At 74.7% G+C, this 15,433-nt stretch carries 12 protein-coding genes and 1 tRNA gene; 8 read left to right on the top strand and 5 right to left on the bottom strand.

Annotated elements, in window-relative coordinates; all coding sequences use genetic code 11:
- Positions 1-833: 833 nt before the first annotated feature.
- On the bottom strand, positions 834-1,922 hold the full coding sequence (locus ACFVVL_RS30110) for a ThiF family adenylyltransferase (RefSeq protein WP_387680765.1): 1,089 nt from the start codon (positions 1,920-1,922) through the stop codon (positions 834-836).
- A 255-nt stretch (positions 1,923-2,177) separates the two neighbouring features.
- On the opposite strand from ACFVVL_RS30110, the gene ACFVVL_RS30115 reads away from it, so the two are divergent.
- Positions 2,178-2,906 carry a M48 family metallopeptidase gene (locus ACFVVL_RS30115; protein WP_387680768.1) on the top strand — a complete coding sequence of 243 codons (729 nt, stop codon included), beginning with the start codon at positions 2,178-2,180 and terminating at the stop codon, positions 2,904-2,906.
- Positions 2,907-3,032: 126 nt separating this feature from the next.
- Here the strand turns inward: ACFVVL_RS30115 and ACFVVL_RS30120 are convergent, their stop codons facing one another.
- Positions 3,033-3,623, bottom strand: coding sequence for an NUDIX hydrolase (locus ACFVVL_RS30120; protein ID WP_380295001.1), 591 nt, complete (start codon positions 3,621-3,623; stop codon positions 3,033-3,035).
- Positions 3,620-5,218 carry a zinc-dependent metalloprotease gene (locus tag ACFVVL_RS30125; protein ID WP_387680772.1) on the bottom strand — a complete coding sequence of 533 codons (1,599 nt, stop codon included), beginning with the start codon at positions 5,216-5,218 and terminating at the stop codon, positions 3,620-3,622. Before ACFVVL_RS30125 ends, ACFVVL_RS30120 begins: the two co-directional genes overlap by 4 nt.
- Before the next feature lie 209 nt (positions 5,219-5,427).
- On the opposite strand from ACFVVL_RS30125, the gene ACFVVL_RS30130 reads away from it, so the two are divergent.
- The 4 genes from ACFVVL_RS30130 to ACFVVL_RS30145 all read left to right on the top strand — a co-directional run bounded on the left by ACFVVL_RS30130 (position 5,428) and on the right by ACFVVL_RS30145 (position 8,594).
- A complete protein-coding gene (locus tag ACFVVL_RS30130) occupies positions 5,428-6,576 on the top strand; it encodes an NAD-dependent epimerase/dehydratase family protein (RefSeq protein WP_380295005.1) in 1,149 nt (382 codons plus the stop codon).
- Positions 6,577-6,641: 65 nt separating this feature from the next.
- Entirely contained in the window at positions 6,642-7,082 is a 441-nt protein-coding gene (locus tag ACFVVL_RS30135) for a molybdenum cofactor biosynthesis protein MoaE (RefSeq protein WP_380295007.1), read from the top strand.
- 184 nt (positions 7,083-7,266) lie between these two features.
- Positions 7,267-7,455 (top strand): hypothetical protein, encoded by a 189-nt coding sequence (locus ACFVVL_RS30140; RefSeq protein WP_380295009.1) that lies wholly within the window; start codon positions 7,267-7,269, stop codon positions 7,453-7,455.
- Positions 7,456-7,514: 59 nt separating this feature from the next.
- On the top strand, positions 7,515-8,594 hold the full coding sequence (locus ACFVVL_RS30145; RefSeq protein WP_387680777.1) for a PDZ domain-containing protein: 1,080 nt from the start codon (positions 7,515-7,517) through the stop codon (positions 8,592-8,594).
- A 25-nt stretch (positions 8,595-8,619) separates the two neighbouring features.
- On the opposite strand, the gene ACFVVL_RS30150 is transcribed toward ACFVVL_RS30145, so the two are convergent.
- Positions 8,620-9,180: a PPA1309 family protein gene (locus tag ACFVVL_RS30150; RefSeq protein WP_380295012.1), complete on the bottom strand. Its 561-nt coding sequence runs from the start codon at positions 9,178-9,180 to the stop codon at positions 8,620-8,622.
- A 202-nt stretch (positions 9,181-9,382) separates the two neighbouring features.
- Here ACFVVL_RS30150 and ACFVVL_RS30155 point away from each other — a divergent pair, with 202 nt between their 5' ends.
- From ACFVVL_RS30155 to ACFVVL_RS30165, 3 genes are all read left to right on the top strand, one after another.
- A complete protein-coding gene (locus ACFVVL_RS30155) occupies positions 9,383-12,397 on the top strand; it encodes a UPF0182 family protein (protein ID WP_387680780.1) in 3,015 nt (1,004 codons plus the stop codon).
- A 67-nt stretch (positions 12,398-12,464) separates the two neighbouring features.
- Positions 12,465-12,538 (top strand) — tRNA-Met (locus ACFVVL_RS30160).
- A gap of 357 nt (positions 12,539-12,895) precedes the next feature.
- Positions 12,896-14,863, top strand: a complete 1,968-nt coding sequence (locus ACFVVL_RS30165; RefSeq protein ID WP_380295016.1) for a sel1 repeat family protein — start codon at positions 12,896-12,898, stop codon at positions 14,861-14,863.
- Between the two features lie 112 nt (positions 14,864-14,975).
- On the opposite strand, the gene ACFVVL_RS30170 is transcribed toward ACFVVL_RS30165, so the two are convergent.
- Positions 14,976-15,398, bottom strand: a complete 423-nt coding sequence (locus ACFVVL_RS30170; RefSeq protein WP_380295018.1) for a Fur family transcriptional regulator — start codon at positions 15,396-15,398, stop codon at positions 14,976-14,978.
- Positions 15,399-15,433 lie beyond the last annotated feature (35 nt).

Raw genomic sequence — 15,433 nt, forward strand, 5'->3', positions numbered from 1 at the left:
CCCCTATCCCCCCCTTTTGGGGGGTGTGTTTTTTTTTTTAATGACCCTGGGGCCCCCCGGCGGCCCGCCGCCGGGCCCCGCCGCCCGCGCCCCGGGGCCCGCCCGGCGGGCACCCGCCGGAGCGGCGCCACAGCTGTCGACCCGAGGTACCGCTCCGAGGCACGACGGAAGCGCTACCTCGGCCGCCGCTCCGGCACCCGCCGGAGCGGCGCCTCAGTCCGTGGCCCCGGGAGCCGCTCCGGAGGCAGCTCGGACGGGTGGGAGTGCGGCGGTGGCCGCCCTCCGCGCATCCCTCCGCCACCCGCCGAGGTGCTGCGGCCGGGCCTGGCATCGGCCCCGGGCCGCTGTCCGGCACAGCGCCGAAGCCGGTTGCCCGGGCTCGCTCCGGTGGCCGTCCGGTGCGGTGCCGTAGCCGGCGCCCTGGGCGTGTTCTGGTGGGTGCCCGGGGTGGCGTGGCAGCCCCGCCCCGGACCGGTCCCGGGGGGCGTTCGGTGTGGTGTCGTGGTGGTCTCTCCTCGCGTCATCCGGGCACCCGCCGGTGCGGTGCCGCAGTCGTCCCGGCTCCGGTGGCCGTTCGGTGCGGTGCCGTAGTCGGCGGCCTGGGCGTGTTCTGGTGGGTGCCCGGGGTGGCGTGGCAGCCCCGCCCCGGACCGGTCCCGGGGGGCGTTCGGTGTGGTGTCGTGGTGGTCTCTTCTCGCGTCATCCGGGCACCCGCCGGCGCGGTGCCGCAGTCGTCCCCGGCCCCGGTGGCCGCCCAGGGCGGTGCCGTTGGCACCCCGTCCGGCGCGCGCCCGGAGTGGTGCCGCAGGGGCCGGCCCAGGTCCGCCCCGGCCTCAGTGCGGTGGTGTCGGCTGCCACAGGCAGCCGCAGTCCGGGTGCCCCTTGAGCCGCAGGCGGCGGGCCATGCCGTCGACGGCCGACAGCTCGCACCAGCCGTCCACGCTGGGTGGCCGGTCGCCGTCCAGGTAGACCTGGACGTGCAGCGCCGCGAGCCCCGCGACCGCGGTCGCGAGCGCGGTGTCGCAAGCCGGTGTCGGCGCCCGCCCCGGGCCGCCGTCGGCGAGCTGGGTGAGGATCCGCGGCCAGGCGGCGTCCTCGTCCTCCCGGGTGAGGACCAGGCAGTGGCCGCAGGCCGAGACACCCGGCAGGACCAGGGGACCGACCACCCCGAACTCCTCCACCACGCCGACGTACAGGTGCGGGACCCCGGCCCGGAGCAGCTCGCGGGCCTGGGGCGTGCCGCCGGCGAACGCGGCGCTGCCGTCCCGGGGCGCCAGCACCACCAGGTCGGGCAGGCCCGGTCTCGGCGGGCGGCTGCGCCGGCCCGGGCGCCGGGCGGTGGCCCGGTCGACGGCCTCGCGGGCGGCGGTGGACCGGAGCCGGCCCACGTCGGTCGGCGGCAGCCCGGCGGGGGAGCAGTCCGCGGGCGTGACCCGGCCGGAGTCCACCACGGTGACCGCGCCGATGCCGCCCGCCGCGAGGACGGCGGCGACGGCCGCGCCGATCCGCCCCGCGCCGCGGACCTCGACCGCGTGCTCGGGCCGCCGGGCCAGGACGGCGGGGGCGGCGCCCGGGGGCGCGTGGATCAGCGACAGCGAGGCGAGGTCGGGCCCGAGCAGTTCGCGGTGCGGCTGGGGGAAGCGGGCCAGGGCCTCGGCCGAGGCCTCGGCGTCGTCGAGCACCCCGGCCTGCTCCAGCAGGTCGAGCAGGGAGTCGGCGGGTTCGCGCCCGAAGCCGATCCGCTCGCCCTCGGCGAGCAGCGCGGGCCGGTCGCGGGTGCCGTCGACGAGGCCGAGGAAGGCGCGCAGGGCGTCGTCGGCGGCGTGGCCGAGCACCCCCGCGTGCTGGGGGATGGTGCCGAACTGGAGGGTGTCCGAGTCCCGCCAGCTGCGGGAGAGGGCGGGCTTGAGGGCGAGGCGCACGGCGGTCTTCCTTCCGATCGATTCCGGACGGCCGACGGCAGCATGCCCGATCGGGGCGAGGGCGTGCGGCGGGTTGTCCACAGGGACGGGGGCATGATCGGATGATCCGTTCGCACACCCTGTGGATAACTTGGCGTCCGGCCCGGAGTCGGATTCCGGACACCTGCCGTCGGCCTTTCGTTCCCGATCGCTCCACGAAACATTTCGGCCATGGCAGCGGACTTCTGTCAGGGGGAGCGGGTAACGTCGTGTGCCATGGCAGCCGAACGGGACTCCCATCCCTCGGCGTCGCCTCGGCGTGCCCGTGCAGCGTCCGGGTCGCACGTGGCGGCGCCGAGTACGCGCGGGCGTCCGGAGCAGCGTCCCGACCAGGGCCCCGAGCCGCGCGCGGAACCGCAACCCGGAACCGCCCGCGAGCCGTTCGACCGGTCCCGGGTGGAGGTGCGGCGCAGCGCCCGCCGCAGCCGGACGGTGTCCGCCTACCGCGAGGGCGACCGCACGATCGTGCTGATCCCGGCCCGGATGTCGCACGCGGAGGAGCAGCGCTGGGTCGCCCAGATGCTGGAGAAGCTGGCCGCGCAGGAGAGCCGCCGGGTGCTCGGGGACGATGCGCTGGTGGCGCGGGCGCGCGAGCTCTCCACGGCCTACCTGGGCGGTCGTGCCCGGCCGGCCCAGGTCCGCTGGGTGACCAACCAGAACTCGCGGTGGGGGTCGTGCACCCCGAGCGAGCGGACGATCCGGCTCTCGCACCGCCTGCAGGGGATGCCGGAGTACGTGGTCGACTACGTGCTGCTGCACGAGCTGGCGCACCTGCTGGTGCCGGACCACGGCCCGGACTTCTGGGCGCTGCTGGAGGCGTATCCGCGCACGGAGCGGGCGCGCGGCTATCTGGAGGGCGTGGTGTCGGCGGCCCGGCTGCCGCACATCCCGGGGGCCCGGCACGAGGCCCCGTCGGATCCGGACCCGGCGGAGTCCTGCGGCTGAGCGGTGCCCGGGGCGGCGGAGGACGCGGGGCCGGAGGGCCCCGGAACGGACGCCGGAACGGACGAGGAGAGGGGCGCGGACCACACGGCCCGCGCCCCTCTCCTCGTGTACGCGCTCCCGAGTGCCTCAGCCGGTGAGTTCGCGGGCGCGCGCCACCAGGGCGCGCACGGAGTGGTCGGTGAGCTCCGGCAGGCGGTCGTAGTCGAACCAGCGCAGGTCGAGCGACTCCTCGCTGATCAGCGCCTGGGCGCCGGGCGGGGCCACCGCGACGTACTGGACGTCGAGGTGGGTGTTCTCGGGACGGTCCTTGCCGGTGCAGCGGACCTGGTGCCGGTCGAGCTTGACCGGGACGGGCGCGCCGTCGCGGGTGAGGAGGGCGAGGTCGGGGATGCCCGACTCCTCGGTGGCCTCCCGCAGCGCGGCCGAGGCGAGGTCACCGTCACCGGGCTCGCAGTGGCCGCCCATCTGCAGCCACCGGCCGACCTTGGGGTGCAGGGTCAGCAGCACGCGCCCGGCGGCCGGGTCGACCACGGCGGCGCTGGCGGTGATGTGGGCGGGCAGGCAGGAGCGGAACAGGCCCTCGGGCTGCTCGGCGAGGTGCCGCAGATAGTCGAGGCGCAGCTGCTCCTGCTCGGGGTCGGCCGGGCGCCAGCCGTCCAGGGCCCGGACCGCGTCGGCGTGCAGGGCCGCGGCGCGGTCCGTCTCGGTGGCCGTCATGCGGTGGGCTCGCCCTTCCCGTGGTCGTCGTTCCCGGACCCGTCGTTCCCGGGCGCGTCGTTCCCGGACCCGTCGTTCCCCGGCGCGCCGTCGTCCTTCGTCAGGTCCGCCTTGCCCGCGGCGCCCCCGGCGGCCGCCTCGCCGAGCAGCTTGTCGAGGGCGTCGAAGTCGATGCCGCCCTCCAGGTCGCCCCCGGTGCCCCGGTGCACGAACGCGTCGGGGTCGTCGAGGTCGGCGGCGGTGGGGAGCATGTCGGGGTGCTGCCAGAGGTCGTCGCGGCCCTCGGTGCCGCGGGCGTCGGCCAGCAGCGCCCAGAGCCGGGCGGCGTCGCGCAGCCGGCGCGGGCGCAGTTCGAGGCCGACCAGCGTGGCGAAGGTCTGCTCGGCGGGCCCGCCGGCGGCGCGGCGGCGCCGGACGGTCTCGCGCAGCGCGCCGGCCTGCGGCAGGTGGGGCTCGGCGGCGGCGTGCACGACGGCGTCGACCCAGCCCTCGACCAGGGCGAGCGCGGTCTCCAGGCGGGCCAGCGCGGCCTTCTGCTCCGGGGTGTCCTCGGGCTGGAGCAGGCCGCCGGCGAGGGCCTCCTGGAGGGCTTCGGGGTTGCTCGGGTCGAGCTGGCCGACGAGTTCCTCCATGCGGGAGCTGTCGACCTTGATGCCGCGGGCGTAGGCCTCCACGGCGCCGAGCAGGTGGGCGCGCAGCCACGGCACGTGGGCGAAGAGCCGCTGGTGGGCGGCCTCGCGCAGGGCGAGGTAGAGGCGGACCTCGTCGGCGGGCACGCTGAGGCCCTCGCCGAACTCGGCGACGTTCTGCGGCAGCAGCGCCGCCTTCCCGGCCGGGGCGAGCGGCAGGCCGACGTCGGCGGAGCCGACGACCTCGGCGGCGAGCGCGCCGAGCGCCTGGCCGATCTGGGTGCCGAACATGGCGCCGCCCATGGAGCGCATCATGCCCAGCAGCGGGCCGGCCATGGCCTGCATCTCCTCGGGCAGCACACCGCCCATGGCGTTGCCGACGCGCTCGGCGACCGGGTCGACGAGGTCCTTCCAGACCGGGAGGGTGGCCTCGATCCACTCGGCGCGGCTCCACGCGACGGCGGTGCCGGCGCCGGAGGGGAAGGTGGTGACGCCGTCGAGCCACAGGTCGGCGAGGCGGACGGCCTCGGCGACGGCGGAGCGCTCGGCGGCGCCGACGGAGCGGTCCTTGCTCTTGCCCTCGGCGGGCTCGGCGACGACGGTCTGCCGGGCGATGTCCTTGGCGAGGTCCCAGTTGACCGGCCCGCCCTCGAAGGAGAGCATCTGGCCGAGCTGCTGGAAGGCGGCGCCGAGGTCGTTGGGGTTGAGTCCGCCGAACATCGCGGCGAAGGGGTTGTCACCGGCGCCGGGGCCGCCCGCGCCGGGGGTGCCGGGCATGCCGGGCATGCCGGGCAGGCCCATGCCGAACAGGGCGCCGAGCGGGTTGCCGCCGGCGAAGCCGAAGGGGTGCGGGCCGCCGCTCTGGGCGTCGCCGCTCCCTTCCTTCTTCTTCTGGTCGTCGGGCTCGGCCTTGCCGTCCTCGGGCTCCTCGGGCGGAACGCCGAATCCGAAGGGAAGGTCGCTCACGGGGTCCTCGATCCGGTCGGCCGTCATACGGGTGGTGGCGGTGAAGTCTGCGCGCCCGGGGCGGTCGGCGGAGTGGGGGACTCCCGGCCGGTGGGCGGCTCCCGCGCGGCTGGCCCGCGCCGGGTGCACCGCCGGGCCTTCGCCTCGGGCAGGATGGACGTACGTGACACACGTACGTACGCACATAAGCTAACCGTGGAGGATGGCCGGTGAGTTCCCCGCCCTCGGACGTTCGCTCTGGGCTGACCGGAGGAGAGGACGCCCCGGACATCACGGCGTCGCCGCCTCCAGCCTATGCCGGAAGACCGCTGACCGTGGCCGTCACGGGTGCCGCCGGGGTGCTCGGCGAGCGGGTCGCGGCCCGGCTGGTGGCCTCGCCGGGGGTGAAGCGGGTGCTGGCGGTGGACGACCGGCGCGGCGAGGTGCCCGGGGTGCAGTGGCGGGTCCTGGACGTGCGGGACCCGGCGGTCGCGGAGCGGCTGGCCGGGGTGGACGTGGTCGTCCACCTGGCGATGGACCTCGGCATGGAGTCGGACCCGCGGGCGCGCAGCGCCTACAACGTGCGCGGCGCGCAGACGGTGCTGACGGCGTCCGCGGCCGCCGGGGTGCACCGGGTGGTGCTGTGCACGTCGGCGATGGTCTACGGCGCGCTGGCCGACAACGAGGTGCCGCTGGCGGAGGACTCCGAGCTGCGCGCGACCGAGGAGGCCTCGCTGGTCGGGGACCTGCTGGAGATCGAGCGGCTGGCCCGCCGGGCGCCGCGGGCGCACCCGGGGCTGCAGGTGACGGTGCTGCGCCCGGCGGTGGTGGTGGGCCCCGGGGTGGACACGGTGCTGACCCGGCACTTCGAGGCGCCCCGGCTGCTGGTGGTCGCGGGCTCGCGCCCGTGCTGGCAGTTCTGCCACGTGGACGACCTGGCGGCGGCGCTGGAGTACGCGGCGCTGGGCCTGGTCGAGGGCGAGGTGACGGTCGGCTGCGACGGCTGGCTGGAGCAGGAGGACGTGGAGCGGCTGTCGGGGATCCGGCGGATGGAGCTGCCGGCCTCGCTCGCGCTGGGGACGGCGGCCCGGCTGCACCGGCTGGGGCTGACGCCGGCGCCGGCCGGGGACCTCGCCTACACGATGTACCCGTGGGTGGTCTCGGGCAGCCGGCTGCACGAGGCGGGCTGGCGTCCGGTGCACAGCAACGAGGAGGTGCTGGCGGAGCTGCTGGCCCAGGTGGCGGGCAAGCACGCGGTGGCCGGGCGGCGCCTGGGAGGCAAGGAGGCGGCGACCAGCCTGGGCGCGGCGGGGGCGACGGTGGCGCTGGTGGGCACGGCGGCGCTGGTGCGGCGGGCGCGCAAGCGGCGCCGGTTCTGACCGGTTCCGGGCGGCGGCCCCGGGCGGTGGTCCGGGGCGCCCCCGGGATGGGCAATCATGGGGGCATGTCCGAGAACCACGACCCGGTCCGCCTGCTCGCGATCCGCGACACCCCGCTCTCGCTCGACGAGGTGTACGACGCGGTGGGCGACGACGCGGCCGGCGGTACGACGGTCTTCGTCGGGACGGTCCGCGACCACGACGGCGGCCGGCCGGTCTCCGTGCTGGAGTACAGCTGCCACCCGTCGGCGGAGCGCGAGCTGCGCCGGGTCGCCGAGAAGGTCGCCGCGGACTTCCCGGTCCGGGCGCTGGCCGCGGTGCACCGGGTCGGCCGGCTGGAGATCGGCGACCGGGCCGTGATCGTCGCCGTGTCCTGCGCGCACCGCGCCGAGGCGTTCGCCGCGGCCCGCCGGCTGATCGACGACCTCAAGCACGAGGTGCCGGTCTGGAAGCACCAGGTGTTCGCGGACGGCGGCGAGGAGTGGGTCGGCGCGGGGGACTGCTGAGCCCCCGTCGGATCCCCGTGGCGTGCGGACACGCCGGCCGCTCACTCGAACGGGTGTGGGCCGGTGGGCCGGATACTCCCCGGCAGTGAGCCGATCGGCCGTGCCGTAACCCGGACGGCGCCCGCGGCGTTGTCCGCCGGGGTGGTTAATCTGCTCATAGACACGACGAGCTGGGAGTACTGAGATGGGTGCGCTCGCCTGGTTGATCATTCCCTGCGTCGCCGGGGTGCTGGCCGCCGTGTGGGCGGGCTGGGCCCAGCGGGCCCCGAGGGCGACGGGGGACCCGGCCTCGCTGGCCGAGCACCAGCGGTTCATGGCCGCGATGGAACGCACCACCGCCGCGGGCGCCCCGCCCGAGCGCCCGGAACGCTAGGCGCCGGCGGAGCCCGGCCCGCCGGGCGCGCCGTCATCCGCGTCCCGTACTGTCGAGGCATGCCACGCCGCTCTGCGACGATGCTCGCCGCCACCCTGCTGCTCATAGCGCTGCTCTGCGCCTCGGTGCTGATGAAGGTGCCGTACACCGAGATGAGCCCGGGCCCGACGTACAACACGCTCGGGGTGCAGGAGAAGACGGGGACCCCGGTGATCACCGTCACCGGCCACGAGTCGTTCCCGGCGAGCGGGCACCTCAACATGACGACCGTCCAGGTCACCGGCGCCAAGTACGAGCCGAGCCTGGTCAACGCGGTGATCGGCTGGCTGCGCGACGACGTGCTGGTGGTGCCGCACGACAACGTCTACCCGAAGGGCCAGAGCGACGCCGACGCGAAGCGGCAGAACGCCGAGGAGTTCGCGCTCTCCGAGGACCACGCCCGCACCGCCGCACTGAACCAGCTCGGCATCCCGATGGGCAGCGAGCTGATCGTCCAGAGCGTCACCGCCGGCGCCCCGGCCGAGGGCCGGCTGCACGCCGGGGACCAGATCGTGGCGGTCGACGGCACCCCGGTCGCCGACGCGGACGCGGTCGCCAAGGCCGTCACCCGGCACCAGCCCGGTGAGCCGGCGGTCTTCACCGTGGTGCCGCGGGTCAAGGAGGGCTCGGCCGAGCCGGGGGTGCGCACCGACATCAGCGTCCCGACCGTGAAGTCGCCGGACACCGGCGCCGCGATGGTCGGCATCCGCCCGGGCCTGCGGCACACCTACCCGTTCCGGATCGACATCGGGCTGCAGGACGTCGGCGGTCCCAGCGCGGGCCTGATGTTCTCGCTCGGCATCATCGACAAGCTGACCCCGGGCGACCTGACCGGCGGGCGGTTCGTGGCCGGCACGGGAACCATCACCGACGAGGGCGAGGTCGGCCCGATCGGCGGCATAGCGATGAAGCTGATCGCCGCCCGGGACGCCGGCGCCGAGTACTTCCTCGCCCCGGCGTCGAACTGCGCCGAGGCCACCAAGAACACCCCGTCCGGTCTGAACCTGGTCAAGGTGGAGACGCTGGACGGCGCGCTGAAGGCGCTGGAGCAGATCCGCTCCGGGCAGACCTCCGCGCTGCCGTCCTGCACGTCCTCCTAGCGTCCCGGGGGGCGTGCCCGGGCGATCAGGAGAAGGTCGCCAGCAGCGCTTCCGTCAGGCCCGGCACCAGGTCGGGGCCGGTCAGCACCTCGCGGGCGGTGTCCTTCGACCGCAGCCGCAGCGCGATCTCCTTGCTGCCGTCGCGCAGCACGGCGGCGGTGATCCGCACCTCCTCGCGCTTGGGGTGGTTGGCCACCCACTCGGCGAGCTGGGCGTCGCTGGCGTTGCGCGGGCGGGACTGCTCGGCGCCCGGCGGCAGCATGAGGCGCTCGACGACCAGGGCGCAGCCGGCCACCGCGCCGGGCCAGGCGATGGTGCCGAGGAACTTGTCCAGCTCCATGCCGGCGGGCAGCTCGTCCTGCTCGACCGGGGTGAGGCCGGGCTGGTCGTCGGCGAGGCCGAGCTGCTCGGCGATGCGGGGGTCGGCCTTGCGCAGGGCGGAGCTGTCCACCAGGGCGAAGAGGCGGGCCGGGAGGTCCCAGCCGAGGGTGGCGGCGTACTCGTCGATCTCCAGGGCGGCCCGGGTCAGCGGGCTGCCGGCCGGGAGGGTGGAGACGTCGTCGGGGAGGTTGGATCCATCGGACATGCCTCAATCCTCACACGCCGGGCACCCGGTGCGTGGCGCCCGCCGCTCCGGGAAAGGGAAGGGGAGCGGGGCGACGAGGGCCGGGGAGGGTTGTCGTAACCGTCTGCTAACGGTGGGAACTCGGCCAAAGACTGGTTAAGTTGCACTGAAGACCGACCGATCCCACGACGAATACAGCTGAGGTGCCACCGTGGTATTCCAGATGCCGGAACGCTCAGGGCCGGGGTTCCGGCGCAGAGTAGGCCCGCCCTCAAGGCGAGCGCGGGTGCTCCTGCTGACCCTGGGCGTGCTCGCGGTGTTGTTCCTGCTGTTCGTCATGTTCGCCGGGTTCTGGACGGACTGGCTCTGGTTCAGGTCGGTGCACTACTCGTCGGTCTTCACCACCCAACTGTGGACGAAGATCGGCCTGTTCGCGGTGTTCGGACTGCTGATGGCGGTGATCGTCGGCTTCAACGTCTGGCTGGCGCACCGGCTGCGCCCGCCGCTGTCGGCGATGTCGGTGGAGCAGCAGAGCCTGGACCGCTACCGCTCGGGCCTGGCGCCGTTCAAGCGCTGGGCGCTGCTCGGGATCTCGCTGGTGATCGGGCTGGTGGCGGGTGCCGCGGCCTCGGGCCAGTGGCGGACCTGGCTGCTGTGGACGAACGGGACGCCGTTCGGCACCAAGGACCCGCAGTTCGGCAAGGACGTCTCGTTCTACGCCTTCGACCTGCCCTTCTACGAGTTCCTGCTGGGCTTCGCGTTCAGCGCGGTGATCGTCTCGCTGCTGACCTCGGCGCTGGTGCACTACCTGTACGGCGGGCTGCGGCTGCAGGGGCCGGGGCGGCGGGCGAGCACCGGCGCGCAGGGGCACCTGGCGGTGCTGCTGGGCGTGTTCGTGCTGCTGAAGGCGGTGGCGTACTGGCTGGACCGGTACGCGCTGGCGGTGAAGACCGGCTCCTACAAGGGCGTGTCCGGCTGGACCGGTCTGCGGTACGTGGACGCCAACGCGTTCCTGCCGGCGAAGACCATCCTGTTCTTCGTCGCGGTGATCTGCGCCGTGCTGTTCTTCCTGACCCCGGTGCGCCGCACCTGGGCGCCGGCCCTGATCGGCCTGGGCCTGATGGTGCTGTCGGCGGTGCTGATCGGCGGGGTGTACCCGGCGATCGTGCAGCAGTTCCAGGTCAAGCCGAACGAGCAGGCCAAGGAGACGCCGTACATCCAGAAGAACATCGACGCGACGCGCCAGGCGTACGGGATCGCGGACAGCGAGATCACCCCGTACGAGCCGAAGGACACCACCGACGCGGCGGCGCTGGCCCCGGACGCCCAGACGATCTCGGACATCCGGCTGCTCGACCCCAACGTGGTGGGCCCGACCTTCCAGCAGAACCAGGCGCTGCGCACCTACTACGCTTTCCCGAAGTCGCTGGACGTCGACCGCTACGGCGACCAGGACACCGTGCTGGGCGTGCGTGAGCTGGATCTCAACGGCATCCAGCGCAACTGGATCAACGACCACTTCAACTACACCCACGGCTACGGCGTGATCGCGGCCAAGGGCAACCAGGTGGACGCCAGCGGCAACCCGGTCTACACCGAGTCCGCGCTGCCGACCAAGGGATCGTTCGGCGACTACCAGCAGCGGATCTACTACGGCGAGAAGACCAGCACGTACTCGATCGTCGGCGGCGGCTACCAGGACATCGACTACACCGCCGAGAACGGCACCCCGGTGCACTTCAGCTACGACGGCGACAGCGGCGTCGGGCTGGGCAACCCGCTGACCCGGGCCGCGTACGCGGTGAAGTTCGCCGAGCCGCAGATCCTCTACTCCAGCGCGATCAGGGACGGCGCGAAGATCATCTACGACCGCACCCCCAAGGAGCGGGTGGAGAAGGTCGCGCCGTGGCTGTCGATCGACGCCGACCCGTACCCGGTGGTCGAGGACGGCCGGGTGTTCTGGGTGCTGGACGGCTACACCACCTCGGACGGCTACCCGTTCTCCTCCCGGACGACGCTGGGCGACGTCACCAAGGACTCGCTGACCAACCAGCGCGGTGAGCTGCTGACCGCCGCCAACCAGGTCAACTACATCCGCAACTCGGTCAAGGCCACCGTGGACGCCTACACCGGCGAGGTCACGCTCTACCAGTGGGACGAGCAGGACCCGGTGCTGAAGACCTGGATGAAGGCGTTCCCGGACACCGTCCGGGCGAAGGCCGACATCCCGGCCTCGCTGATGCCGCACCTGCGCTACCCGCAGGACATGTTCAAGGTGCAGCGCGACCTGCTCGCCGAGTACCACATGACCGACGCCGGCGGCTTCTTCAACGGCACGGACATCTGGCAGGTGCCGACCGACCCGACCACCAACTCCAACGAGGTGCAGCCGCCGTACTACCTCACGGTCCGGATGCCCGGCGCGCAGTCCGCGTCGTTCTCACTGACCACCAGCTTCGGGCCGTCCGGGCGTGACAACCTGGCCGCCTTCATGTCGGTCAGCGCCGACCCGGGGCCGGACTACGGGAAGATCCGGATCGCCAAGGTGCCGACCGACTCCGGGGCGCTCGGCCCCAAGCAGGTGCAGGCGAAGTTCAACTCGGACCCGCTGGTCGCCAACCAGCTGACCCTGTTGAAGACCGGCACCGACTCCGACATCGAGTACGGCAACCTGCTGACCCTGCCGGTCGGCGGCGGCCTGCTCAACGTCGAGCCGGTGTACCTGATCGGCCGCAGCGCCAAGGTCCCGGTGCTGAAGAAGGTGCTGGCGACCTACGGCAACGAGCACGCGGTCGTCGCGGTCGAGGACAACCTGGAGAAGGCGCTGGCCAAGGTGCTCGGCGGCGCGGTGACCGGTGCGCCGGTCACGCCCCCGGCGCCCGGCACCACGCCGACCACGCCCACCACCCCGACCACGCCCACGACGCCGACCACGCCGACGCCGGGGGCCACGGTCTCGCCGGAGCTGCAGAAGGCGATCGCCGACGTGCTGAAGGCGCAGGGGGACGTGGACGCCGCGCTGAAGGCCGGTGACTTCGTGGCCCTCGGCCAGGCCCAGAAGGCGCAGAGCGAGGCGGCCAGGGAACTGGCCGCGGCGCAGCAGAAGTCGGGCCTCGGCGGGTCGGCCACCCCCTCGGCGAACCCGACGGCCACCCCGTCCTCCGGACCGCCGGCGGCGCCGTCGACGGCTCCGTCGGAGGGGGCCACCGCCCCGGCCCCGCCGAGCAGCGGCCCCTGAGCTGCGGCGATCCCGCGCTGACCGATTTCGGCCCCACCCCGCGCCCGTGCTATGGTTTAACCACCGACGCGGGGTGGAGCAGCTCGGTAGCTCGCTGGGCTCATAACCCAGAGGTCGCAGGTTCAAATCCTGTCCCCGCTACTCAGTAGCACGAAGGCCCGGAGGATTCTTCCTCCGGGCCTTCGGCGTTTGCCCGCACGGCCGGGCGGGCACGCTCCGGTACCATCGAGCGTCGCCAAGGACGACGGCAGCGGGGTTTGTGGAAGCCAAGTGTCGGGAAATCGACAAAGCGCCGAAGCAATTTCGTCGGCTTCGGATCCGCCCCGCCGAATTCGGCCGGGGCAGGTGTACGCGGGTTGCGGGTGATGCGACGATGGGACACATGGGGGACGCTGCCCGGCTGCTGACCGGCCGTCGGGTCCGCGCGCTCCCCGTGGGGTCCCCCCGGCCCCGGGCCGGAGGACGACGCCGCGACACTCGGGGGGAGTGGGAGTCGGCATGAGGCTGATCGGCAGGAACGGGGCAGGGGCGAAGCCGGCGACCACCGAGGCGGACACCGAGGCCTGGGCGGAGAGCCCCGAACGGCAGCCCGGCGCCCTGCCCGCCCAGCGCACCAGCGGCCTGGCCGAGCGCCGTCCGGCCGGCGGCTGGGGCCCGGACTCCCTGGTGCACGTCCCGGCCGGGGGCCTCGCCGCCGCGCCCGGCGCCCGCGGCGCGCCGTCCGACGGCTCCGCCGGCCCCGGCGTCGAGAGCGACACCGGCTTCGACTCGGCCAGCTTCGAGACTGCGCTCGCCGCCCGCGAGCAGGCCGCCCTGGAGGCCCGCCACCGGCGCGCCGCCGACGGCGGCGACCCGGACGCCGCCGCCCGGCTGGGCACCCTGCTGCTGCGCCGCGGCGACCTGGAGGACGCCGAACCGTACCTGCGGGGCGCCGCGGCCGCGGGGCTGCGCGCCGCCGCCAACAACCTGGGCGTGCTGCTGCACCAGCGCGGTCACCGGGCCGAGGCCGCCCAGTGGTGGCGGCAGGCGGCGGTGGCCGGCAGCGCGCCCGCCGCGCACGCCCTCGGCCTGCAACTGCGCGACCAGGGCGAGGAGGAGGCCGCCGAGTACTGGCTGCACTTCGCCGCCGACCACGGCCACCCGCTGGGCGCCTACGCGCTCGGCGACCTCATGGAGCACCGCCGGGACGTGCGCGCCGAGCGCTGGTTCAAGGTGTCCGCGGACGCCGGCCACCGGGAGGCCGCCTACCGGCTGGCCCGGATGCGCGAGGCGGCCGGGGACAAGGAGACCGCCGAGGCCTGGTACCGGATCGCGGCCGCCCGCAGCCACGCCCGCGCCGCGCTGCGCCTGGGCGTGCTGCTGGAGGACCGGGCCGGCGGCGAGCAGGCGCTGCTGGAGGAGGCGGCCCGCTGGTACCGGCAGTCGGCGCAGAACGGCGAGCCGCGGGCCGCGTGCGCGCTGGGCTACCTGCTGCGCGACGGCGGGGACCTCGTCGCGGCCGCCGAGTGGTGGCAGGAGGCCGCCGAAGCGGGCGACGGCAACGCGGCCAACGCGCTGGGGGCGCTGCACGCCTCGCGCGGCCGGGCCGCCGAGGCGGAGCGCTGGTACCGCAGCGCGCTGGAGGCCGGCGACCAGAACGGCGCGTTCAACCTGGGCCTGCTCTGCGCCGGTGCGGGCCGCGACCAGCAGGCCGAGCAGTGGTACCGCAGGGCCGCGTACGCCGGGCACCGGGAGGCGTGCAACGCGCTGGCCGTGGTGCTGCTGCAGCGCGGCGACGAGTCGGGTGCCGAGCCGTGGTTCTCCAAGGCCGCCGAGGCGGGCAGCGTGGACGGCGCGTTCAACCTGGGCGTGCTGCACGCCGGGCGCGGCGAGCACCGGCAGGCGCAGGAGTGGTACGCGCGCGCCGCCGCGGAGGGGCACGGCGAGGCGGCGCTGCAGCTGGCGGTGGTGCAGGAGCAGCGCGGCAACGCGGCGGGCGCGCTGGAGCGCTACCGGCAGGCGGCGGCGGGCGGCTCGGCGGAGGGCGCGTTCCGGCTGGCGTCGGTGCTGGACCGGCGCGGGGACGCCGACGCGGAGGCCGAGCACTGGTACGCGGTGGCGGCGGACGCGGGCCACCGCCGGGCGCAGGTGCGGATGGGGGTGCGGGCGGCCGAGCGGGGGGCGCTGGAGATCGCCGAGAGCTGGTACCGGCGGGCGGCGGAGGCGGGCAGCCGCAGCGCGGCGTTCAACCTGGGGCTGCTGCTGGCCCGGCAGGACAGCGAGGCCGAGGCGATGCTCTGGTACACCCGGGCGGCGGACGCCGGGCACGGGCGGGCGGCGCTGCGGCTGGCGCTGCTGGCGCTGCGCCGGGGCGAGCCGGTGCAGGCGGAGGGCTGGTGCCGGCGGGCCGCGGACTACGGTCCGGCGGAGGTCGCCGAGCGGGCGGGCCGGCTGCTGGGCGCGCTGCACGCGGAGCTGAGCGCGTAGCGGTACCGGCGGCGGTGCGCGCAGCGGGACGAGCAGTCGTGCGCGCAGCGGGACGAGCAGTCGTGCGTGTGGCGGTGCGCGCCGGCGGGTGCGCCGTGCGCGCGGGGGCGGATCAGGGCCGGGCTGCGGAACAGTCCGGGCACAGGCCGCGGTAGGTGATCTCGGCGCCGGAGAGGGTGAAGCCGAACCGTTCGGCGTCCGGTAGCGCGGCCAGCGGGTCGCCCTGGGGGTGGACGTCGCGGATGGCGCCGCAGCCGTAGCAGACCAGGTGCTGGTGCGCGTGGTGGGCGTTGGGGTCGTAGCGCTTGGCGCGGCCGTCGGTGGCGACCTCCAACACCTCGCCCAGGCCGACGAGTTCGCCGAGGGTGTTGTAGACGGTGGCACGGCTGATCTCGGGCAGCCGCTCGACGGCGCGCGCGTGCACCTCGTCGGCGGTCAGGTGGACGTGCTCGCCGTCGAGGACCTCGGCCACGACCCGGCGCTGCGAGGTGAGCCGCCAACCACGTCCGCGAAGTCTCTCCAGCAGGTCACTCATGGACTCAGGGTAAGTGACACTCCGAGTTTGGTTCC

This window comes from Kitasatospora sp. NPDC058115, from assembly GCF_042884635.1.
Taxonomy (GTDB): domain Bacteria; phylum Actinomycetota; class Actinomycetes; order Streptomycetales; family Streptomycetaceae; genus Kitasatospora.

Excerpts from the sequence above, each read along its gene's own strand:
- ACFVVL_RS30145 (WP_387680777.1), top strand. The coding sequence starts at position 7,515 with ATGCCACGCCGCTCTGCGACGATGCTCGCCGCCACCCTGCTGCTCATA.
- ACFVVL_RS30165 (WP_380295016.1), top strand. The coding sequence starts at position 12,896 with ATGAGGCTGATCGGCAGGAACGGGGCAGGGGCGAAGCCGGCGACCACC.
- ACFVVL_RS30120 (WP_380295001.1), bottom strand. The coding sequence starts at position 3,623 with ATGACGGCCACCGAGACGGACCGCGCCGCGGCCCTGCACGCCGACGCG.
- ACFVVL_RS30170 (WP_380295018.1), bottom strand. The coding sequence starts at position 15,398 with ATGAGTGACCTGCTGGAGAGACTTCGCGGACGTGGTTGGCGGCTCACC.
- ACFVVL_RS30140 (WP_380295009.1), top strand. The coding sequence starts at position 7,267 with ATGGGTGCGCTCGCCTGGTTGATCATTCCCTGCGTCGCCGGGGTGCTG.
- ACFVVL_RS30155 (WP_387680780.1), top strand. The coding sequence starts at position 9,383 with ATGCCGGAACGCTCAGGGCCGGGGTTCCGGCGCAGAGTAGGCCCGCCC.
- ACFVVL_RS30150 (WP_380295012.1), bottom strand. The coding sequence starts at position 9,180 with ATGTCCGATGGATCCAACCTCCCCGACGACGTCTCCACCCTCCCGGCC.
- ACFVVL_RS30135 (WP_380295007.1), top strand. The coding sequence starts at position 6,642 with ATGTCCGAGAACCACGACCCGGTCCGCCTGCTCGCGATCCGCGACACC.
- ACFVVL_RS30115 (WP_387680768.1), top strand. The coding sequence starts at position 2,178 with ATGGCAGCCGAACGGGACTCCCATCCCTCGGCGTCGCCTCGGCGTGCC.